The organism is Streptomyces sp. PTY087I2 (genome assembly GCF_001687325.1).
Lineage (GTDB): Bacteria > Actinomycetota > Actinomycetes > Streptomycetales > Streptomycetaceae > Streptomyces.
The window spans coordinates 16,889-38,845 of record NZ_LZRD01000038.1 but is presented as its reverse complement, the minus strand read 5'-3'; the positions used below and the strand labels follow the sequence as shown (position 1 = coordinate 38,845).

The 21,957-nt window shown below is 70.0% G+C and carries 15 protein-coding genes; 6 read left to right on the top strand and 9 right to left on the bottom strand.

The features are described from left to right. Positions 1–143: 143 nt before the first annotated feature. Both rpsO and eccD read right to left on the bottom strand, forming a co-directional pair. Positions 144–434, bottom strand: a complete 291-nt coding sequence (rpsO, locus tag A3Q37_RS31125; protein WP_006127995.1) for a 30S ribosomal protein S15 — start codon at positions 432–434, stop codon at positions 144–146. A gap of 217 nt (positions 435–651) precedes the next feature. Continuing rightward, positions 652–2,154 (bottom strand): type VII secretion integral membrane protein EccD, encoded by a 1,503-nt coding sequence (gene eccD, locus A3Q37_RS31120; protein WP_065489755.1) that lies wholly within the window; start codon positions 2,152–2,154, stop codon positions 652–654. A gap of 366 nt (positions 2,155–2,520) precedes the next feature. Between eccD and eccCa the strand changes: the two genes are divergently transcribed. Then, positions 2,521–6,498 carry a type VII secretion protein EccCa gene (gene eccCa / locus A3Q37_RS31115; RefSeq protein WP_079138068.1) on the top strand — a complete coding sequence of 1,326 codons (3,978 nt, stop codon included), beginning with the start codon at positions 2,521–2,523 and terminating at the stop codon, positions 6,496–6,498. A gap of 185 nt (positions 6,499–6,683) precedes the next feature. Here the strand turns inward: eccCa and A3Q37_RS31110 are convergent, their stop codons facing one another. From A3Q37_RS31110 to eccB, 7 genes are all read right to left on the bottom strand, one after another. Next, positions 6,684–6,980: a WXG100 family type VII secretion target gene (locus A3Q37_RS31110; RefSeq protein WP_065489736.1), complete on the bottom strand. Its 297-nt coding sequence runs from the start codon at positions 6,978–6,980 to the stop codon at positions 6,684–6,686. Positions 6,981–7,016: 36 nt separating this feature from the next. Further along, a complete protein-coding gene (locus tag A3Q37_RS31105) occupies positions 7,017–7,361 on the bottom strand; it encodes a WXG100 family type VII secretion target (RefSeq protein WP_065489734.1) in 345 nt (114 codons plus the stop codon). Positions 7,362–7,433: 72 nt separating this feature from the next. Beyond that, the gene (locus A3Q37_RS31100; RefSeq protein ID WP_065489750.1) at positions 7,434–8,681 is read right to left on the bottom strand and encodes a S8 family serine peptidase; all 1,248 of its coding nucleotides are present in this window, start codon (positions 8,679–8,681) and stop codon (positions 7,434–7,436) included. A gap of 28 nt (positions 8,682–8,709) precedes the next feature. Continuing rightward, complete coding sequence (locus A3Q37_RS31095; protein WP_065489732.1) at positions 8,710–10,362, bottom strand: hypothetical protein; 1,653 nt, start codon at positions 10,360–10,362, stop codon at positions 8,710–8,712. Continuing rightward, on the bottom strand, positions 10,359–10,814 hold the full coding sequence (locus A3Q37_RS31090; RefSeq protein ID WP_065489730.1) for a hypothetical protein: 456 nt from the start codon (positions 10,812–10,814) through the stop codon (positions 10,359–10,361). The genes A3Q37_RS31095 and A3Q37_RS31090 overlap by 4 nt, the downstream gene beginning before the upstream one ends. Positions 10,815–10,986: 172 nt before the next feature. Further along, positions 10,987–12,240, bottom strand: a complete 1,254-nt coding sequence (mycP, locus tag A3Q37_RS31085) for a type VII secretion-associated serine protease mycosin (protein WP_065489728.1) — start codon at positions 12,238–12,240, stop codon at positions 10,987–10,989. A gap of 2 nt (positions 12,241–12,242) precedes the next feature. After that, entirely contained in the window at positions 12,243–13,769 is a 1,527-nt protein-coding gene (gene eccB, locus A3Q37_RS31080; protein WP_065489726.1) for a type VII secretion protein EccB, read from the bottom strand. A gap of 195 nt (positions 13,770–13,964) precedes the next feature. Here eccB and eccE point away from each other — a divergent pair, with 195 nt between their 5' ends. The 5 genes from eccE (at position 13,965) to A3Q37_RS31055 (ending at position 21,955) form a co-directional block, all read left to right on the top strand. Further along, on the top strand, positions 13,965–15,329 hold the full coding sequence (eccE, locus tag A3Q37_RS31075) for a type VII secretion protein EccE (RefSeq protein ID WP_065489724.1): 1,365 nt from the start codon (positions 13,965–13,967) through the stop codon (positions 15,327–15,329). Beyond that, a complete protein-coding gene (locus A3Q37_RS31070) occupies positions 15,326–16,036 on the top strand; it encodes a hypothetical protein (RefSeq protein ID WP_032770050.1) in 711 nt (236 codons plus the stop codon). The genes eccE and A3Q37_RS31070 overlap by 4 nt, the downstream gene beginning before the upstream one ends. A 112-nt stretch (positions 16,037–16,148) precedes the next feature. After that, positions 16,149–16,382, top strand: coding sequence for a DUF397 domain-containing protein (locus A3Q37_RS31065; protein ID WP_010061864.1), 234 nt, complete (start codon positions 16,149–16,151; stop codon positions 16,380–16,382). 362 nt (positions 16,383–16,744) lie between these two features. Continuing rightward, complete coding sequence (locus A3Q37_RS31060; protein WP_065489722.1) at positions 16,745–19,861, top strand: SCO5717 family growth-regulating ATPase; 3,117 nt, start codon at positions 16,745–16,747, stop codon at positions 19,859–19,861. 219 nt (positions 19,862–20,080) lie between these two features. Continuing rightward, on the top strand, positions 20,081–21,955 hold the full coding sequence (locus A3Q37_RS31055) for an ABC transporter substrate-binding protein (protein WP_065489720.1): 1,875 nt from the start codon (positions 20,081–20,083) through the stop codon (positions 21,953–21,955). Positions 21,956–21,957: the final 2 nt, after the last annotated feature.

The following is a 21,957-nucleotide window of genomic DNA, read 5'->3' as shown; positions in this document are numbered from 1 at the left end:
GATCGCGCGTGTTCGTCGCGCGGGTCTTACGGGTCCTACGGGTGTCGCTGCACCCAGGTTACTGAGCTTGACACCGGTCCTGCACGTACGGCAAAGGGAGCGGTCCCCTCAAACGCGGGAACCGCTCCCTCTCCACAGCGTCCTTACTTGGCGCCGCCGGCCGCGCCACGGCGGATGCCGAGGCGGTCGACGAGCGCACGGAAGCGCTGGATGTCCTTCTTGGCCAGGTACTGCAGGAGGCGGCGGCGCTGGCCGACCAGGATCAGCAGACCACGACGGGAGTGGTGGTCGTGCTTGTGCGTCCGGAGGTGCTCGGTCAGGTCCGAGATCCGGCGGGAGAGCATGGCGACCTGGACCTCGGGGGATCCGGTGTCACCCTCCTTCTGGGCGAACTCGGCCATGATCTGCTTCTTCGTAGCGGCGTCGAGCGGCACGCGTACTCCTCTTGATGTTCGAAGCGCCCACGAGTGCCCCTGGTCTTGGTCTCAGGGGAGCTTCCGTGACTCGGAGGCGAAGGTCCGATGAGCGCAGCCCCCAGGATGATCCGGGGGCGCGTACACAAACGGCCACCGCACAGACTACCAGCCGTTCGGGTCACGCCCCGCCGGTCATCGGCTTGACGGGGCGGTCATCGGCTTGACGGGCCGGTCATCAGCTGGTGAGGGACCGGATCGAGTGGTAGACGTCGAAGACCGCGAGGCAGAGCGGGAGCAGTGTCAGCAGGACGACCGTCTCGGCGATCTCCAGGAAGCGGCCCCAGAACGGGGTCACGCCCTTGCTCGGCACGATCAGGCCGATGGCGGTGATCAGAACGGCGACGCCCGCGACCGCCGCGGCGAGCCACACCGTACGGAGGTCGAGTGCGGCCCCGTCGCCGCGCAGCGCGTCGCGCACGATGGCGGCCGGCGGGTTCAGGGACAGCCCGAGGCCCAGGAACACCAGGGAGGCGAGGCCCGCGGCGAGCGCGCAGCCGACCTGGGCGGTGTAACGGAACAGGTGGGCGCGCATCAGCATGGCGACGCCGGTGGCCAGGGCGAGCAGCTGGCCCCAGACGTTGTCCGAGAAGCCCAGTACGGCGGCGGCCGCCACGGCGACCAGGGCGCAGCCGCCGACCAGGCCGAGGAGCAGTTCGTGGCCGCGGCGGGCCTGGGCGGCGAGGCGTACGGCGTCGACCGGGCCGGTGGCCGCGGGCTCGGAGGTCCCGTAGTCGCCGACCGTGGTGCGGGGCGGCTCGAATCCGATGGGGATCCGGGCGAAGCGGGTGGAGAGCCCCGGCAGGAAGGCGAGGGCTCCGACGGCGAGCGGGGAGCACACGGCGGCGGCCTCGATCGGCCTCATGTCGGTCATGATCGCGATGAAGGTGACCAGGAGGCCGACGGCGCTCGCGAAGACGAACGCGACGAACGGACCGTCCCCGCCGGGCGCGACGATCATCAGGATGACCGCGACGACGAGGACCGCCGCGCAGGCGAGCAGGAACTGGAGCCGTCCGATGCCCTGCCCGGTACTCAGGGGCAGCAGGCCGGAGCCGGCCACGGCCGCGTTCACCAGGGCGCCGGTACCGAGCGCGATCGACGAGGCCCGGTCGTCGTAGATCCGCGCACGCACGCACGCGAACGCGAGGAGGAGCAGGGCGACGACGGCGGCCAGGATGCCGGGCAGCCCGTTCATGTCGTGGCGCGGGTCGGCGGTCCACAGGACGAAGCCGAGCAGGGCGAGCAGGACGGAGCCGCCGAAGAGCCCGGCACCGCGCATCAGCGCGTCGCCCCAGAGGGTGCGGTCCTTGGCCACGGCGGTGGCGACGGCGTCCGAGACGTCGTCGAAGACCGCGGGGGGCAGCGATTCGGAGAAGGGCCGCATCGACAGCAGCTCGCCGTCGAGGATGCGGTGGCCGGCGAGCGTACGGGCGCTGTCGAGGACGGTGCCGTCGCGGCGCACCAGGTGGTAGCCGACCGGTGCGCCGGGGGCGGGGCTCTGTCCGGACAGCCGGAGGATCTCGGGGTAGAGGTCGGCGACGGGGATGTCCTCGGGCAGGGCCACATCGACCCGGCCGTCGGGCGCGACGACCGTGACCCGGCAGAATCCGGTGCTGCTGCCGGACGGGGTCCCGAGACTCGGCCGACCGGATCCGGTGGCTGCCGCTTGGGCCGTCATGGTCACCTGGTGCTCCCCCTGCTGGCTGCTACTGGCTTTTGCTGCGCGTTACTGGTTCTGGCTCTTGCTGCGCGTTACTGGCTTTTGCCGCGCTTGCTTGGCTTTACTGCGCTTGCTTTTGCTGCGCTGTATCGCACGTGCTCTGCGCTGCTCCGCTGTCCGTTCCGCGCTTCGGGTTCCGCGTTCGTCCCGAATGACCGTCTTCTCGCGACAGTTACGCGAGAGTTAGCGGATGCGTACACGCGTCGCGACACCCTACCGCCATGGGGGTGGCGCCACGCCAGTAGGATCCATCCCGCGGATGGAGCCCGTCGCCACGGGGGCGCCGATAGGAACACTTCCGTCCGGCAAGGGAATTGGTGAGCTGTGAGCCAGATCGTCGTCAAGCGCCCACCGCGGGCTCTGCCCACCGAAGTGCCGGTCGAGCAGGTGCAGTTGCAACCTCCGCCGGAACTCCCCCGGGGCCAGCAGGAGGGGGCGCTGATGCAGCTCCTGCCGATGCTGGGCATGGGTGGTTCGGTCGTCTTCTTCTTCATGACGCCGAACCCGGTCATGCGCATCATGGGCATGGTGATGATCGCCTCGACGCTCGGTATGGCCGTCGCGATGCTCGTACGGTACCGACGGGGCACCCAGGGCGAACTGGCGGATATGCGCCGCGACTACCTGAAGTACCTGACGCAGACCCGGCGTACGGTGCTGAAGACGGCCCGCAAGCAGCGCGACGCGCAGTTCTACCTCCACCCCTCTCCCGACCAGTTGTGGGCGCTCGTCGCCGAGGGCAGCCGGGTGTGGGAGCGGCGCGCGGGTGACGCGGACTTCGCGCAGGTGCGTATCGGTCTCGGCAGTCAGGAGCTGGCGACGCCGCTCGTCGCGCCCGAGACGGCGCCCGTGGACGAGCTGGAGCCGCTGGCGGCCGGGGCGATGCAGCAGTTCCTGGCGACGCACTCCACGCTGGACGGTCTGCCCATGGCCGTCTCGTTGCGGGCGTTCTACCACCTGACGATCAGCGGCCACGCGGAGTCCGCGCGCTCCGCGGCGCGGGCGATGGTCGGCGGTCTTGCCTCCCTGCACTCCCCCGAGGACCTGGTGATCGCGGTCGCGACGGGGGCGGAGGCGGCGCCGCAGTGGGAGTGGACGAAGTGGCTGCCGCACGCGCAGGCTCCGGGTCCCGCGGACGGGGCGGGGAGCAGGCGGCTGATCACCACGAGTCTGCCGGCCCTGGAGGATCTGCTGGCCGGCCGGCTGGAGGGCAGGCCGCGCTTCCAGCCCGGCGGGCAGCCGCTGGTGGAACAGCCGCATGTCGTCGTGGTCCTGGACGGTGAGTCGGTGCCGCCCATGTCGGTGCTGGCGTCGGCGGAGGGCCTCCAGGGTGTGACGGTCATCGAGGTGGTGCCGGGTGAGGTGACCGGGGCGCGCGGGGGCCTCTCGATCGTGGTGCAGCCGAAGACGTTGCAGCTGGAGTCGGGCCAGGGGCTGGTGTACGACGGGGTTCCGGACCTGCTCAGTTACGAGGCGGCCGAGGCGCTCGCCCGGCAGCTGGCCCCGCTGCACATGGCGACGGGCGGGGACGACGACGAACCCCTGCTGGCCAACCTGGAGTTCACGGATCTGCTGAACCTGGGGGACGCCGCGTCGATCGAGGTCAGCCGGACCTGGCGGCCGCGGTCGCAGGCGGAGCGGCTGCGGGTGCCGATCGGTGTGGGCGAGGACGGCTCGCCCGTGATGCTGGACCTGAAGGAGGCGGCGCAGGAGGGCATGGGCCCGCACGGCCTGTGCGTGGGTGCCACCGGTTCCGGTAAGTCCGAGCTGCTGCGCACCCTGGTGCTCGGCCTGGCCGTCACGCACACCTCGGAGACGCTGAACTTCGTCCTCGCCGACTTCAAGGGCGGTGCGACCTTCGCCGGTATGGCGCAGATGCCGCACGTCGCGGCCGTGATCACCAACCTCGCGGACGACCTGACGCTGGTCGACCGTATGGGTGACTCCATCAGCGGTGAGCTCAACCGCCGGCAGGAGATGCTGCGCGACGCGGGCAACTACGCCAACATCCACGACTACGAGAAGGCGCGGGCGGCCGGTGCGCCGCTCCAGCCCATTCCCTCGCTCGTGCTGGTCATCGACGAGTTCAGCGAACTCCTCACCGCGAAGCCCGACTTCATCGAGATGTTCGTCCAGATCGGGCGTATCGGCCGTTCGCTGGGCGTGCATCTGCTGCTGGCGTCGCAGCGGCTGGAGGAGGGGCGGCTGCGCGGTCTGGAGACGTATCTGTCGTACCGGGTGGGTCTGCGGACGTTCTCGGCGGCGGAGTCGCGGGCCGCGATCGGGGTGCCCGACGCGTACCACCTGCCGAACGTGCCCGGTTCCGGGCTGCTCAAGTTCGGTACGGAGGAGATGGTCCGGTTCAAGGCCGCGTACGTCTCCGGGGTGTACCGCTCGGGCGCGCACCGGGCGGCGGCGGCCCCGGGTGCTCCCCTGCCGGTGGACCGCAGGCCGGTTCCGTTCACGGCCGCCCCGGTCGCGGTGCAGTACGTTCAGCCGGCGGCGCAGGCCGGGGGCGTACCGGAGCAGCGCACGGCGGAGGACGACGCGCTGGCGGACACGGTGCTCGATGTGATCGTGCGCCGGCTGGAGGGCCGCGGGGCCTCCGCCCACCAGGTGTGGCTGCCGCCGCTGGACAATCCGCCGTCGCTGGACGAGCTGCTGCCGGGGCTCTCCTCGGTGCCGGGCCGGGGGCTGACGCAGCCTGGTTTCGAGGGCGCGGGCCGGCTGGTCGCGCCGATCGGTGTCATCGACAAGCCGTTCGAGCAGCGGCGCGACACCCTCTACCGGGATTTCTCCGGTGCGGCCGGTCATATGCAGATCACCGGTGGTCCGCAGTCGGGGAAGTCGACGCTGCTGCGGACGATCATCGCCGGTTTCGCGCTCACGCACACGCCGCACGAGGTCCAGTTCTACGGGCTCGACTTCGGTGGCGGCGGCATGTCCTCGATCGCGGGTCTGCCGCACGTCGGTGGGGTGGCGTCCCGTCTCGACCCCGAGCGGGTCCGCCGTACGGTCGCCGAGGTGTACGGCGTCATGGCGCGGCGCGAGGAGTACTTCCGCAGCGCCGGGATCGACTCCATCGCCACGTACCGCCGGCTGCGGGCGCGCGGCGACATCTCGGTGACGGACCAGCCGTGGGGTGACGTCTTCCTGGTCATCGACGGGTGGGGCAACTTCCGGACGGACTACGAAGGTCTTGAGGACGCGGTCATGGACATCGGCGCCCGTGGACTGGGTTACGGCATCCACCTGATCATCACGGCGTCGCGTTCCATGGAGGTGCGGGCCAGCCTCAAGGACCAGCTCATGAACCGCCTGGAGCTGCGGCTCGGTGATGTCATGGACTCCGAGCTGGACCGCAAGGTGGCGGCCAACGTGCCCGCCGGGGTGCCGGGTCGCGGCCAGACGCCGGAGAAGCTGCACTTCATGGCGGCGGTGCCGCGGATCGACGGCATCAACTCCGACAGCGACCTCTCCGAGGCCACCGCGGCGATGAACCAGGAGGTCACCCGCCACTGGACGGCGGCGCCGGCCCCCGCGGTACGTCTGCTGCCGCGCGAGCTTCCGGCGAGCGAACTCCCGGCCGGGTACGCGGTACCGGAGCGCGGTATCGCCTTCGGCATCGACGAGAACAACCTGGAGCCGGTGTACCTGAACTTCGAGCAGGACCCGTTCTTCCTGGCGTTCGGCGAGAGCGAGTCGGGGAAGTCCAACCTGCTGCGGTTGATCATCAAGCAGCTGACCGAGCGGTACGACGGTGATTCCTGCAAGCTCTTCGTCATCGACAACCGGCGTTCGCTGCTGGACGTGACTCCGCGCTCGCACCTGGCGGAGTACATCCCGATGTCCAACAACATGGAACATCACATGACGGCGCTGTACGACCTGATGAAGCGCCGCACCCCGTCGGCCGACGTCACGGCGCAGGAACTGCGCGACCAGAGCTGGTGGCAGGGCCCCACGGTGTACGTCGTCATCGACGACTTCGACCTGGTCGCCACGTCGAGCGGCAACCCGCTGGCACCGATCACGGAGATGCTGCCGTTCGCCCGCGATGTGGGCGTCCGCTTCATCATCGCCCGCAGTTCGGCGGGGGCCAGCCGCGCCCTGTACGAACCCTTCCTCCAGCGCATGATCGAGCTGGGCGCCCAGGGTCTGATGCTGTCGGGCGACCCGGCCGAGGGCGACATCATGGGCAACGTACGGCCGCGGCCGATGCCGTCGGGGCGGGGCATCTTCGTGAGCCGGCGGCGGGGGAATCCGTTGGTGCAGACGGGGGTTATGGGCGGGGAGGGGTAGGACCGGGTCCCGGGGTCGGTCCGGGGCCGGGTTGCACTCACTCGGATCGTGGAAGGGAGAAGGTGCGGGGCCGTTGGGGCTCCGCACCTTCTTGGTTTCCGTCGCGCTTGCGACGGCTCAGGGTGGACATCTCCCGCGCATGTCCACCCTGATGTGCTGTGCTGTGCTGTGCTGTGCGAACTAAGTTAGAAGTTCGCCGCCGCGCGCTTGTCACCGCTGCGGTAGGTGGGCGACGCCTCCAGGACCTTCGTGGCGATGGAGTCAAGGTTGGCGCGGATAGCGTTGGCGTCCGCCTTCCACTTGTTCTGCGCGGCGACGTAGGCCTGCTTGGCCTCACCTTCCCACAGCTCCGAAACGTTCGCGATCATGGCCCTGATCTCATCGAGATCCCTCGCGAGTGCTGCGGCCTGCTTCTTGATCTCGCCGGCCGCGAGATCCAGGCTCGCGTAAGTGACGACCGTCGTACCGTCGTTCTTGCCCATGTGGTCCTCCGCTGAATTCTGTTTACGAGATGAGGGTTAGAGGTCGTTCAGGCGGCTCTTCGGCCCGTCGCTGGAGCCGGCTTGAACGTCCACGGACGCGAGTGCCGCGCGAATCTCTTCCTCGTTGTCGCCCGAAATGGTGCGGGCCGCCTTGATGGAATCCTGAAAGCGGGCAAGCTGCTTGGCAAGCTTGACCATGCGGTTGTTGATCTCGGTCTGCTTCGAGTTGAAGTGGTTGGCACCGATGCCCTGCCACTTGCCTTCGAGGTTGTCGATCGTCGCGTGGAGCTTCTTGACCTGCCCCTTGACCGCTTCGAACTTGATGGAGAGGTCGCTCTCCAGCTTCAGGAGAGCGGCATCTGAGACCTTCTGGTCTGCCATGGTTCTCTTTCCCTTTCCGTTGGTTCTGCAAGGCCGACATGGGTCGCCGGCCGGTACATGTGGAACGTGCGGTCAAGCGGCCTTACGCCTGCGGACCACGACGTAGGCCACGCCTCCGAGTACGGCCACGGCTGCGGCCAGGCCGAGGATCAGGCCCAACTGGTTTCCGTCGTCGGAGGAGTTGGACTCCTTCACCGCCACGGCCTTGTCGCCCTCCGCGCCGTTCTTGGCGGGCTGCGGCGAGGCGGAGGTGGAGGTGGAGGCGGAAGGCTCGGACGACTTGGCGGGGCCGGTCGTCCTCTCCTTGGTGAGCGGGCTGATGTCCGGGTCACCGGGGTCGCCCTTGCCCTTAAGGATGTTCATCGAGGGGCGGATCAGGCCTTGCCCGAGGTATTCGCTGCGCTCGCCGTCCTTCCAGTCGCGCGCAGCAGTGTCGAAGAGGACGTTCAGGACCTGGTTCGCGGTCCAGTCGGGATGGAGGGACCAGACGAGGGCTGCGGAAGCGGAGGCGATGGCGGTGGCGGCACTGGTGCCGCCGTCGCCGTCACAGTAGCTCTCGAAGGATTTGTCGCACCAACTGGGAACGTCACTCCCAGGTGACGCGACATCTACCGTGCCCACATGCTGCGAATAGAACGAGACCTTCCCCGCTCGGTCTGCTGAAGCAACACCCACTACCTGAGGATAGGCCGCCGGATAGCCGAGCTCGTTCTGCTTATGCCCTTCGTTCCCTACAGCCGCGAAGAGCAACTTTCCTTTGCTTTCCGCGTACTTGATCGCTTCGCGATCCTGAGGCGTGGTGTGCCGGCTTCCGAAGGACATACTGATGATCTGCGCATCACTGTCGGCAGCAGCGCGGATGGCATTTGCTATGTCCTGGATCGAGCTGGAATGCTTCTCTTGAAACTCACCCAGGGCAATACGCAGAGGAATGATTTTGGCTCCCGGAGCGAGTCCTTTCAGGCCGCCCCCCTTACCCGTGCCCGCGATTAGCTCAGCCATGGTCGTACCGTGACCCTCATAGTCGTCGGTTTCGTCGCCCGGGGCACCGGTTGCATCGACTCCCTTGAGGACTTGTCCCCGCAGCGACGGCGTGGACGAGTTCACCCCCGTGTCGACGACAGCGACCTTGACGCCTTCGCCGGTCGTGACCTTCCACATGTCCTCGGCCTGCATCGCGGCGAGGTACCACTGCTTCGACTGTGTGTCGGCTGCGGCAGGCTGCGCCGCCCCGACGAACAACACACTCCACGAAGCGGCCACAGCCAGCGCGCCGAGCACACGCACGCGCCTCCGAGCTCGGCTCATTCCTGCTGTCATCCCGGCTTCCGAACCTTCCCTGGAACTGCTACTCGACCACCGGCGGCACGGCTCCGCGCCGTCCGGCATTCCACGTTTCTTCGTCTTCTGTCAGGTAGTCCGGGCGGGTCGACCCGTTGGCCTCGTCCTCCCGGCCGTTGTTCCGGCGGCCTGCGGGGCCCCGAACGAGGCCCGCGCCACCGGCTGTGAAGCCCTTGGCGTTCGAGCCGGTTCCGGCAGCCTTGCGGGGTGCGCCGACGACTCCGTTGGCACCGGAAGCGGGAGTGGGCCGCCCACCGGGACGAGAGGGAGCAGCTGCTGCTCCACGTCCCCCGATCACTCCGCGCTGACCGGTACCTCCGGCAGTGGCCCTGCCCTGCGGCGACGCCTGCTGGGGGGTCCCCCCGACGATGCCGTTCCTGCCTCCGGCACGGGGACCGGTGCCGGTGGACGTACCACCGGGGCCGACGGTGGGCCGACCGCCCGTCACACCGGATCGACCGGCAGTCGGCGCCTGCGACTGCGGTCCGACCGGCGGACGACCGTTGAACGCCCCTCCGCCCGCCATCGGGCCGGGACGACCGATCGGGGGACCGCCCTGCCCCTTGCCGACGGGACCTGCCCCGATGGGCTGAGCCTTGCCCATTCCCTGGCCGGCCCGACCGACCGTTCGCGGCATGCCCGTCGGCCCCGTCGAACGCTGCGTGCCGCCCTGCACGGGGTTGGTGAGACTGGGCGGCATGAACGTCGGCGGTGCTCCGGACGGGCCCGTCGTGGGCGTGGGCGACGGTGGCGGTGGTGTGCCGTTGATCGTCGTCGGAGCCTGTGGAGGCGCGACGGCGTTGATCTCCGTGCCGATGGTCCTGTCCGGCAGGGGTGCTGAGCCGAGAGCCTCAACCGGTGGCAGGTTGGTTGCAATTGCCGGAGCAGAGCGCGCTGAGTTCGTGCGTCCTGCCGCGTCTAGCACTGCACTCTTGCCGAAGCTCTCGGAGCGCTCGCCGGAAGCACCAGACGACGGACTCTCACGACGATCGGTCGTCGGCGGCGGCACATTAATACCCAGCTGCTTATCGAACCGCGGCGGCTCCTGCCCCTCCAGCCGCTCCCCCGAGACCGAGTAGTACGAAGCCAGCCGGTTGATCTGGTTGATGGCCTCCTGGCGGTCCTTCTCCACCTTGAGGGCGGCCTGGTACTCCGGGTTGTCCGCGACCCGGCCCGGGAGCTCGATGTCGTCCGGGCTCTTGCGTACCTGGCGGCTGTCGCGGGGCGGCATGGCGCTGCGTACGGAGGCAAGACCGGTGCCCGCGACCGTGATCTGCGTGCCGGCCACGTCCGCGAATTCGCCCAGCTTCCGGGCGTGGGCGACCAGACCCTTGCCGAAGGCGCGGAAGGCCGTTCCGGACTCGCCCTGCCAGTCGACGCCTTTCATGTTGTCTTCCAGCTCCTGCGCGGCCCTCTTGATGGCGTCCCTGGCGTCCCAGAGCGCCTTGCCCGCGTTCTCCAGATCTTCCGGCTTGGTCTTCTCCACCAGGTCAATCATGGAGTTGAGCTGGAATCCCTCGAAGGAGGTACGGCCGGCGGGCGCACTGGCGAGGGGCATCTTGCGGACAGCCTCGGAGATGTCCGTCTGCGCCATCTGGATCTTGACCCGCGCGTCGTCCTGCTTCCGCTGCTCGGCGGGCGTCAGGTTCTCGTCGCTCATTCCGCTCCCCACCCGGAGTCGACCTGCTTGTCGTTGTTGGTCGGTTCAGGCTTGGTGTTCTTCTCGTTCTCTTCGTACAGGCGGGTCTGGATCTCGTGGAAGCGCTGCCTGATGTCATTTTCGACGTTGTCGAAGCCCACCGCCGCCGCATGCACCCCCAAGCTCAGATACTCGATCTGGTCACCCAAGGACTTGGAGAGCGAGACAAGGGAGGAGTGCACCCGGTTGTACTGGGTGTACAGGCCGTCCGCCTCGGCGAAGCAGGCGTTCTGGCCGCTCAGTGAGGCTCGCGTGATCTTCTGGTCGGCGACCTTCGACTTGCTGGCCGCCGAGCCCTCGAAGTCCGCCAGCAGAGCGTCGACGCTCTTCTTGAACTTCTCCAGCGCGCCCACCCCGCGCTTGAGGTCACCCGTACCGTCTTCGGCCACAGCGCCGCCCTCCCCGTTCTGCATCCCCGTTTGCTCGGACCGTTCCGCGTTGCTATCGCACTGACACGGTCCGATCCGATCTCATCGTGACAACTCTAGTCACTGCCTACGACAGCGCCAATCGACTTGGTGGCCACGTGACTTGTCTCATGACCGGTCTCTTGACGGACCTTCACCGTTCGTCCGCTGCCGCACCTCACCCGGCCACCTGCCCCGTGCGCCGCCGCTTGTCCCGTACCGCGACCGCCGTGCCCGCGATCGCCGCCACCAGGACGCCGCTGCCGACCATGACGTACGTCGCCAGGCGGGCGTTGCGCTCGTCGGCCGTTTCGCCGAGGTGGAGTTCGGCGGGGGTGGGGGCTTTGCCCTTGCTCATGCCCTCGCTCGCGATCGGGCGGTCGATCGGCTTGTCGTCCTCGGTGAGGGCGCGTACCGGGTCGACGACGCCCCAGCCGACCGCGCGGTCGTGGCCGGCGATGGAGCGTTCCGCGGTCTGCTGGATCTGCGCGACGATCTGCGCCTGCGTCCAGTCGCGGTGCTTCGCCCTGATCAGGGCGGCGACCCCGGCGACGTACGGGGCGGAGAAGCTGGTTCCGTTGTCGACGCAGTGTCCGCCGCCGGGGACCGTGGAGATCATGTCCACCCCGGGGGCGGCGATGCCGACGAAGTCTCCGGACTGGGAGAAGGCCGCCCGTTCGTTGTTGCGGTCCGACGAGGCGACGGCCAGGACGCCTTCGAAGGAGGCCGGGTAGGTCTCCTTGACGTTTCCGCCAAGTCCGTCGTTGCCGGCCGAGGCGACGACCACGATGTTCCGGGCGAGGGCGCTGTCGACGGCTTGCTTCAGGGCCGCCGACGGCCTTACGGCGTCTGCCGTGTCCTGGGAGATGTTGATGATGTCGGCCTTCGCCTCGGTGGCGGCGTAGGTGATGGCCCTGGCGAGGGTCGCCGTGTTGCCGTGGCCCTCGGCGTCGTTCTGCTGGATCGGGATGATCGTGGCGTCGGGGGCGAGGCCGCTGAAGCCGGTGCCCTTCGCCTCGCGGGCGGCGATGATGCCGGCGACCTTGGTGCCGTGGCCCACGGTGTCCGTGGTGCCGTTCTCCTTGCCGCGCTCGATCTTTCTGCCGTCGTCGGTCTTGAGGCCCTTCGGCAGGTAGTTGCGGCCCGCCTTGACGTCGACCGCCGACGTGAGCTGGTCGTTCTTGATGTCGACGCCGGTGTCGATGACCGCGACGCGGACGCCCTTGCCCGTGGACTGCTTCCACAGCTCGTCCAGCAGGACGCGCTGCAACGCCCAGGGGCGGCCCGGGTACTTCTTGGACGGGAACGTGCACTGGGTCGAGTCCTCCGCCGCCGCGCGGGCCACCGGAAGGGTGATCAGGAGGACTGCCGTTGCCGCGGTGGCTGTGAGGAGGCGACGGGCGGCACGGCCGGAAGCAAAGGTGTCTGCCATCGTCATGAGCCCTGCGGCTGGCTCGCCGCGCCGGTGGAGAGCCGGGGGCCGGTCGGCAGGAGGGCGGACCAGGTCGCCGGTACGGGGTTGGGGTCGACGTCCTTGTAGCCGAGCCGGTTCTGCGCCTGCTGCGCCTCCTGCTGCTGGTCCTCCCGGTCCTTCTTGCTGCCGGATTCGCCGATGCCGGAGTCGTCCTGGCCGCTGTCGCTGTTGGACTGCATCGCGTAGCGCAGACCGGTGTCCGTGGCCAGGAAGAGGAAGCCCGCGCTGGTGGTGGACCCCTTGAACTGGCGGAAGAACTCGCCCGATCCGGGCGTGACGTAGGCGCTGCTGGAGCCGGTGGGGAGCGTCGCGGGGAAGCTCGTACCCACCCAGGTGCTCAGGGTGGTGGCGCCGCTGTCGGCGTCCACGCCCCGCAGAACGTTGCACACGGTGTTCCGGCTGCCCTTCGTGACATCGGGGGAGTTGACGGGCTCGGGGCAGTCGGCCGGCCAGTCCCGCTGCTGGCCGAACGGGGCGCCCGGTTCGAGTTCGGCGGCGCTCACGGGCTGTGCCGTGCCCGCCTGCTTGAGGGGCACCAGCTGCCGGCTGCTGAGCAGGAGCTTCGCGGTGAAGTCCGAGACCGGAGCGACCCTGCCCGGCAGGACGACATAGCTCTGGGTCCTGGTTCCCGCCGTCGCGGTCAGGACCATGCCGACGCGGTTCGTCCGCTCGTCCAGGGTGCCGGGGGCGCCCGCGGGGTCTCCGGGGTTGCCGTTCACGGTCGGGAAGGTGATCGGGTCCCCGGTGTGCAGCGTGGCCAGCCAGGCGGCGGAGACCCGCTGGGGCTTGGAGTTCTGGCCGACCAGGGTGCGCAGGAGCAGTTCGTCCTTCTGGACGGGGTAGGCCTTGCCGGAGGCGTCGACGATGTAGCGGGTCCGGTCCGGGCCCTCGACGTACATCAGCTCGCCGCCCCGCAGGGCGTTCTTCCCCTCGGTCTTCTTCTCTTCCCGCTCGGCGAAGATGAAGGTCGCCTTCTGGATCGCGCGGCCGCCCTCCCCGGGGCGTTCGCAGACCGCCCAGCGCTTGGCCGCGCCCGCTTCCTTGGCGTCGGGCAGCCGGTCGGGGGCGTACGGGATGCCGAGGGTGGCGCCGTGCGGGATCTTGCCGTTGTCCAGGACGGACTCGTTGACGTTGACGACGGTGCCCTTGTCCGGGGCGAGCAGGAGCTTGGCGGAGGCCATGTTCAGAACGGGGTGCAGCTGCTTCTTGCCATCGGTCGTCAACACCACGTACCGGGTGGTGGACTTGCTGGCGATGATGACGTGTTCCTTGGGGGTGTCCCATTTCTGGGGGGCCACCGGCTTGAACATGCCCCAGGCGCCGAACACGGCGAGAACCACGACGGCGATGATGGCCCCGGGCAGCACCGCGCGCAGCGGCCGCGGGGCGCCTTCCTCGGAACCGGTGGGGTTGGGTTGCAGGAACTGTGCGATCAACCTCCGCTTCGCAAAGGTATAGGCGTTGAGCTCGTCCCGCCGTGATGCCATGTGTTCGCTGACCCTTCGTCCCCAGTGATCGAAAGTGATCGAAGCAGGGTCCCACACGCACCGTCGGCCCCCGCTGCCGTACCGCGCCCCTACTATGCCTGCTGGGCTTCCGCTCCCCGTGCTCAGGTAGGGTGACGACCCGATCAACACCCGTGTAAAAAGCGGTGAATACGGACACGAGGGGGCAACGCGGCGATGGGTGCAGCTACGCGCGAGCGTACCGGGCGGGCCGGCCGTCGAGCCGCCGGAACTTCCCGGAGGCAACGCAGCAACCAGCCGCCCGCACCGGCCCCCGATCCGTCCTCTCCCGCCGCCTCCCCCGGGTCGGCCGCACCCGCCGCGACGACCCTGCGTTCGATCTCGCGGACCGACCGGGTACGCCCGGTACTGCGGCAGTTGGTGATCGTCGAGGTGGGTCTCGTGATCGCCGCCGTCGGTGCGGCGCTGGGCGGCGCGTGGCTGATCCCCTCTCTCGTACTGCTGTGTCTGTTCATTGCCCTCGCGGTGGTACGCCGACGGGGCCGCGCGCTCCAGGACTGGGCGTCGAGCGCTCTGGGGCTGCGGGCCCGCCGCCGGGCCGCCGCCGCTCTGTCGTCCGCGGACGCGGAGCCGATGCTGGCCCCGGTCGCCGAGAACGTTCCCGGCTTCGCCCCGCAGGTCTACGTCGACCGGAACCACCGGACGGTGGGGATGCTCGGCGACGGTACGTTCCTGACCGCCGTGGTGCGGGTCGAGGCGAGCGGTGAGTCGCTGCGGCCCGCGTTCGGCGCCCGGTCGCTTCCGCTGTCACTGCTGGGCGACGCCCTCACGGTGGACGACATCGTGGCGGAGTCGGCGCAGTTGGTGCAGCAGGTGCGGTGCGCACCGGCCCCTCATCTGCCGCAGCAGTCGGTGGCCCGCCTCTCCTACGCGCCGCTCCAGGACCAGACCGGTGCGCCCGCCCTGCGGATGACGTGGGTGGCGGTGAAGCTGGATCCGGAACTGTGCCGTGAGGCCATCGAGGCGCGCGGCGGCGGGATCGAGGGCGCGCAGCGCTGTCTGGTGCGGGTCGCCGACCATGTGGCGAGCAGGATCACGGGCGCCGGTTTCCAGGCCGCTGTGCTGGACCAGGACGAGCTGAACTCCGCGGTGGCCACCTCCGCCTGCGCCAATCCCATCCTGTCGGGCCGGGCGGGCCGCCCGGACGCCGCACCGCAGCGGCGCACCATGGAGACGTCACGGGTCTGGCGGTGCGACGACCGCTGGCACACCACATACGCGGTGGACCGCTGGCCCGAACTGGGGCGGGGCGCGACGCCGTTGCCGCAGCTGGTCGCGCTGCTGACGTCGGTGCCCGCGTACGCGACGACGTTCAGCCTGACGGTACGTCGCGGAGCGCGCCAAGGGTCGGCGAACGTGGCCGGCCATGTGCGGGTCACGGGTGGTTCGGACACCGAACTCATCGGCGTGAGAAGGACGTTGGAGCAGGCCGCCCGGCACGCCAAGGTGGGTCTGGTACGGCTGGACCGCGAGCAGTTGCCGGGTGTCCTGGCCACGCTCCCGCTGGGAGGCGCACAGTGAGCAACCGGACCGAGCCCCGGCGCGGGCTGCGCGGCCCCCGCCACGCGGGTCACACGGTGCCCGCGGACCATCTGGGCGCGCTGTCGCTGCCGGTCGGCGACGACGGCGTGATCATCGGCAACGACGCGAACAACAAGCCGCAGCTGATCGGGTTCCATCGCCCGGTGCCGTACGACGTCACGCTGATCGGCGGGCTGTGGACGGCGCAGGTCCTGGCGCTGCGGGCGGCGGGCACGGGCGCCCGGGTGGCGGTCGAGACCGGTCGCGTGCAGGCCTGGACGACGCTCGCCCAGGCGGCGGGCGCCGGTCTTGAGTGCGTGTCCCTGTACGACGTGGGGCGCGTTCCGCCGACGGGTGCGACCGTGGGCAGCCCCGTGGTCGTCGTACGGGACTGCGGGATGCGGCCGCCGCGTGGCCGGGTGGTGTCCTCGCCGTGGCAGTCCGTGCTGACGCTGCTCCCCTATCTCAGCCCCGTCGCACCGCGGTTGATGCGGTCCTCGGCGCTGGTGGGCGTCCAGCGGGTCTCCCCCGGCGAGGCCGAGCAGATCGGCCGGATTCTGGGTCTCGCGCGCGCCGAGTACGAGGCGCTGCCCACGCTGGCGGACGGCGTCACGTTGTGGGTCGCAGGGCGCGAACACCATTGGGTGATGACGAACCCGACCGATGCCGAGACCGGTCTGCTGGGCACAGCTCGCCGGATGGACTGATTCCTGCCCCGTTTTCTATCCCGTCTTCCTGGCCCGTTCGGCCCACGCACGCCCCTGTCACCAGGGAACATGGACCACGCACCGAATCCGCTCGATCGAAGGGACGCCAGTCATGGGCACCCAGCAGGAAAAGGACGAGCTCTACGCTCTCGACATCTCCGACGTGACCTGGCTCAGCGCCCCGGGCACCGAGGAGGCGGAGGAGCGCGTCGAGATCGCGCATCTGCCGGGCGGCGGCGTCGCCATGCGTTCCTCGCTGGACCCGGACACCGTCCTGCGGTACACGGAGGCGGAGTGGACGGCGTTCGTCCTGGGCGCTCGCGACGGTGAGTTCGACCTCACGTAGGTCCGGCGTCACGCGGGTCCGTCACCGCGAGAGGCGCGGGACGCGGTGACGGACGACCGCCGAAGTGACCTTCCCCCCTTCGTCTCGTACGCGTATGGCCGGTAATGCCCGGCTCGCGACCGCCCTTCCCTCACACGGGGTTCACCGGGCTGTGACACAGCGCCGGTGGGGCGGGTTTTGCCGTGCCCTACGCCCTGCCTGAGTTCCCCGGATGGCGATTAGGGTGGGTGGGGCGCGGCAGAGGAAACCTGCGAGCAGGTGATGCGCGTCGAACAGGGGGAGAGCCGGGCGGACCGGCACATCGGGAACGGTCGCCCCCACCCACCACGGCACAAGGGTGCTCGACCACACCAGGAGGCAAAGTGAACGGCGATCGGGACGAGATCCGCGGCGGATGGGACCTGCCCGTCGACGAGTCGTCCGACGCGGATCCCGCCGAGATGACGGGTGAGTTCACCATCGACTACACCCCTCCCGCCTGGTACACGCAGAACGCGGCGGGGGACTCGTCGGGAGGAGCGGGCTCGCATCTGGCGCCCCCTCCGCCGCCGGTCGGGGCGCCCCTGTCCTCGCCCGGTCTGTCGGCGGCGCCCGGCGGCTTCGAGCCCAACTGGACGCCCACACCGCCGGTGCCCGCTCCCTCGGCCGCGGAGGCCCCGGCCGCGCCGGAGGGTCCGCAGGCGCAGGCTCCGGCCGCTCAGGCCGCCGACAGCGCGGATTCCGGTCCGTTCGGCGGGGGCGATGTGGAGAGCGGCGCGACGATGCGGTTCTCGCCCGCCGCGCTGAAGCGGGAGATCGCGGAGCGCGAGGCGGAGGCCGCGGCGGCGGCCGGCTCCGGCTCCGGCTCCGCCACGGACAGTGCGCCCGACGCCGGTGCGAAGGCCGACGAGACGGATGACGAGAAGGCCGGGGAGGGCGACGCCCCGGGCTCCCCTGAAGCCTCCGGTACGGACTCCGAGGACGCGTCTCCGTCCGGTACGTCTTCGTCCGGTACGTCTTCGTCCGGTACGTCCTCCGAGTCGGCGGCCTCCCCTGACTCGCTCTCCGACGCCGACTCCGCTGCCGTCTCCCGTACGGACGCGGGCTCTGCGGAGGTCGAGGGCGGCGACGCTGCCGAGACCGCCGCCGATGACGCGCCCGCCGCCGTTACGGACGCGGGCCCTCAAGACGCCGCGCCCCAGGACGCGCCCCCGCCCGCCACCGACGCCCCGCAGGCCGCCGCCGCACCCGTGCCGTGGTCGCCGCCCGCGCAGGGCGGCGCGCTGCCGCCCCTGCCGCCCGCCTTCCAGCCAGCTGCTCCGGCGCCCTCCGCACCGCAGCCCGCGGCGCAGTGGCCCGGTGCCGCCCCGGCGGACCAGGCGCCCGGCGGCTACGGCTTCCCCCAGGCGGCCCCGGCTGCCCAGCCGCCGCAGGCACCCCAGACTCCCCAGGCACCCCAGCCGGCGCACCAGCAGCAGCCGTTCCCCGGTCAGCCCGCCCAGACCGGCCCCGGCGCACCGCTGCCTCCGCAGGCCCACCCCCAGTCCCCTCAGGGCGCGGGCGGTTACGGCTTCCCGCAGCAGGGCGGTTACGGCTTTCCGCACACCGGCCAGCCGGGTCAGCAGCCTCAGCAGCCTCAGCAGCCTCAGCAGCCTCAGCAGCCTCAGCAGCCTCAGCAGCAGGGTCAGCCGGGCCAGGCCCCCAACGCCCCCCAGCCCCCCGCGCCCTTCCCGGCCCAGGGCACCCCGAACCTCCCCGCACCCGTCGCACCGCAGCAGCCAGAGGCGTACGGACAGCAGCCCCAAGCCCAGCCCCCGGCACAGGGACAGCCACAGGCCCAGCCGCATCAGCAGCACCCCGTCGACCCGCGTGCGGGCGGCGCCTGGCCCACCCCCGTCGCGCACGACCAGCGCGAGCGGTCGGTGCCGGGCGCCCCGCTCGGGTACACCGCGGCCGTCGAGCTCTCCTCCGACCGGCTGGTGCGGGGCAAGCAGAAGGCCAAGAGCAGCCGTAACCCCTCCGCCGCCTCCCGGTTCAAGCTGGGCGGCAAGAAGGAGGAGGCCGAGCGGCAGCGCAAGCTGGACCTGATCCGTACGCCGGTGCTGTCCTGCTACCGCATCGCCGTCATCAGCCTCAAGGGCGGCGTGGGCAAGACCACCACGACCACCGCCCTCGGTTCGACGCTGGCCACCGAGCGGCAGGACAAGATCCTCGCCATCGACGCCAACCCGGACGCCGGCACGCTGGGCCGCCGCGTGCGCCGCGAGACCGGGGCGACCATCCGCGACCTGGTCCAGGCCATCCCGTACCTCAACTCGTACATGGACATCCGCCGGTTCACCTCGCAGGCGCCCTCCGGTCTGGAGATCATCGCCAACGACGTGGACCCGGCCGTCTCGACGACGTTCAACGACGAGGACTACCGGCGCGCGATCGAGGTGCTCGGGAAGCAGTACCCGATCATCCTCACCGACTCGGGCACCGGGCTGCTCTACAGCGCGATGCGCGGGGTCCTCGACCTCGCCGACCAGCTGATCATCATCTCGACCCCCTCGGCCGACGGCGCGTCCAGCGCCTCCACGACGCTGGACTGGCTCTCGGCCCACGGGTACGCGGACCTGGTGCAGCGTTCGCTCACCGTCATCTCCGGGGTCCGCGAGACCGGCAAGATGATCAAGGTGGACGACATCGTGCAGCACTTCGAGACGCGCTGCCGCGGCGTCGTCGTCGTGCCGTTCGACGAGCACCTGGCGGCGGGCGCCGAGGTCGACCTCGACATGATGCGGCCCAAGACCCGTGAGGCGTACTTCCACCTCTCGGCGCTGGTGGCCGAGGACTTCGCGCGCGCCCAGCAGCAGCAGGGACTCTGGACGGCGGACGGCCAGAACCCGCCGCCGCAGTACGCCCCGCCGCTGCCCGGCCAGCAGGGCTTCCCGGGACAGGGCCAGCAGATCCCAGGCCAGCAGATCCCTGGCCAGCCGATGCCAGGCCAGCAAATGCCGGGCCAGCCGGGCGGCCCCGGTCAGCCCGCGGCAGCACAGCCGATCCCCGGCCAGCAGATCCCTGGCCAGCAGCCGTACGCCCCCCAGCAGCCCGGCCCCGGCCAGCCCTACGCCCCACAACCCCAGCAGCCCGGCCAGCCGCAGCAGGGCCAGCAGCCCCAGCCCGGCCACCAGCCCTACAGCGGTCAGCCCTACGGTGGACAGCCGCCGTACGGGGGATATCAGACGACCGGTCAGCCGGGCGCGCCTCAGGCCCCCTACCCGCCGCAGCCGACGCCGGGCGGACCACAGAACGGGTGGCAGCAGACGCCTCCGCAGCAGTCGCCTCCCCCGCAGGCCGGGCACGGTACGCCCGGGGCCGGTGTGCCGCAGCAGGGGCAGCCCGAGCAGCAGGGCGGACCGGCCAACCCGGCAGGCCAGCCCGATCTCCAGGGTCCGGTGCCTCCGGCCGGGTGGCAGCAGACGCCTCCGCAGCCGCCCCCGGCACCGCGGCAGTAGGTCGGCCACGGGGCCGCCGAAACGGCCGAAGTGGTTGAGACCAGTGAGGGCTCGCATCGCTCACGCGGTGCGAGCCCTTCCGCATTCCCGCAGCCCACACGCGGTTTGACACACCGTTGACGAGCCTCGACCACCGCTGATAAACCTTCGCTTCACCAACTGGCGAACCAGAGATCTACCCGCCCTTCTTCAGCGAGTGATGACGCGAGGTCACCGTCCATGGTCACAAGAGTTCCTCACCACTCCGTCCGGCCACGCCGACGCCTACGCCTCCTGCTGGCCTCCGGAGCGGCCGCCCTGGCGCTCGCCGCCGGGTCCGTCGTCCCGGGCAACCCGCTCGCGCCCGCGCCCTCCGAGGCCCGCGCCGACGACGGGAAGACGACGCTCACGGTCGCCGTCGCGCAGAGTGTCGACTCCCTCAGCCCGTTCCTGGCGCAGCGGCTCGTCAGCACGAGCATCCACCGGCTGATGTACGACTACCTCACCAACTACGACCCCAAGGACAACAAGGCGATCCCGGGGCTCGCCACCGCCTGGGAGCCCTCCGCGGACAAGCTGACGTGGACGTACACGATCCGCTCGGACTCGAAGTGGTCCGACGGGCAGCAGGCCACCGCCGAGGACGCGGCCTGGACGTTCAACAAGATGATGACCGACGAGGGCGCGGCCACCTCCAACGGCAGCTTCGTCGGCAACTTCGAGAAGGTGACCGCCCCCAGCAAGGACAAGCTGGTCATCACGCTCAAGGAGCCGCAGGCCACGATGGCCGCGCTCGACGTCCCGATCGTCCCGAAGCATGTCTGGGAGAAGGTCGGCGACTTCTCGAAGTTCAACAACGACAAGGATTTCCCCATCGTGGGGAACGGTCCGTTCATCCTGACGGACTACAAGGTCGACAGCTATGTGAAGCTCAAGGCCAACAAGGACTTCTGGCGCGGGTCGCCCAAGTTCGACGAGCTGGTCTTCCGCTACTACAAGGACCAGGACGCGGCCGTGGCCGCCCTGCGCAAGGGTGAGGTCTCCTTCGTCGCGGGCAGCCCCAGCCTGACCCCCGCCCAGTCCGCCTCGCTGAAGAACGCCCCGGACATCAAGGTGAACGACGCCCCGGGCCGCCGCTTCTTCGCGCTCGCCGTCAACCCCGGGGCGCGGACGAAGGACGGGCAGAAGTTCGGCGACGGCCACCCGGCGCTGCTGGACCAGAAGGTGCGGCACGCGCTGTTCATGGCGGTCGACCGCAAGACCATCATCGACAAGGTCTTCCAGGGCCACGCCGTCGAGGGCGAGGGCTACATCCCGCCGCGCTTCGGCGACTACTTCTGGAAGCCGGCGGACGGTCAGAAGCTCGCCTACGACCCGGCGAAGGCGTCCTCCCTCCTCGACGAGGCCGGGTACAAGAAGAACGGTGCGGGCAAGCGCGTCGGCAAGGACGGCAAGCCGCTCGACTTCCGTATCCTCTGCCACGCCACCGACCCCAACGACAAGGCGATCGGCAAGTACCTCCAGGAGTGGTGGGGCGAGCAGGGCATCGGGCTGAAGGTCGACTGCCTCGACAACGTTTCCGACCCCTGGTACGCCGGTGAGTACGACCTCGCCTTCGACGGCTGGTCCGTCAACCCCGACCCGGACTTCGTCCTCTCCATCCACACCTGCGCCGCGCTGCCGTCCAAGGCGAAGGAGTCGGCCGCGACCGACAACTTCATCTGCGACAAGCAGTACGACGAGCTCTACAAGAAGCAACTGGCGGAGTACGACCCCGCCAAGCGGGCGGATCTGGTCAAGCAACTGGAGTCGCGGCTGTACGACACCGGGTACATGAACGTCATGGCGTACCCGAATGCCGTCGAGGCCTACCGCACCGACCACATCGAGTCCATCACCACCATGCCGTCGGCCGCGGGCAACATCTACGGCCAGGACGGCTACTGGAGCTGGTGGTCGGCGGTCCCGGCCGCCGGGGCCTCGTCCGGTTCCTCCGACTCCGGTGGTTCCTCCACCGGGGTGCTCGTCGGGGTCGGGATCGCCGTCGTCGTCCTCGCCGGTGGCGGACTCCTGTTCGCCATGCGTCGCCGCTCCACCGCGGAAGACCGTGAATAGTC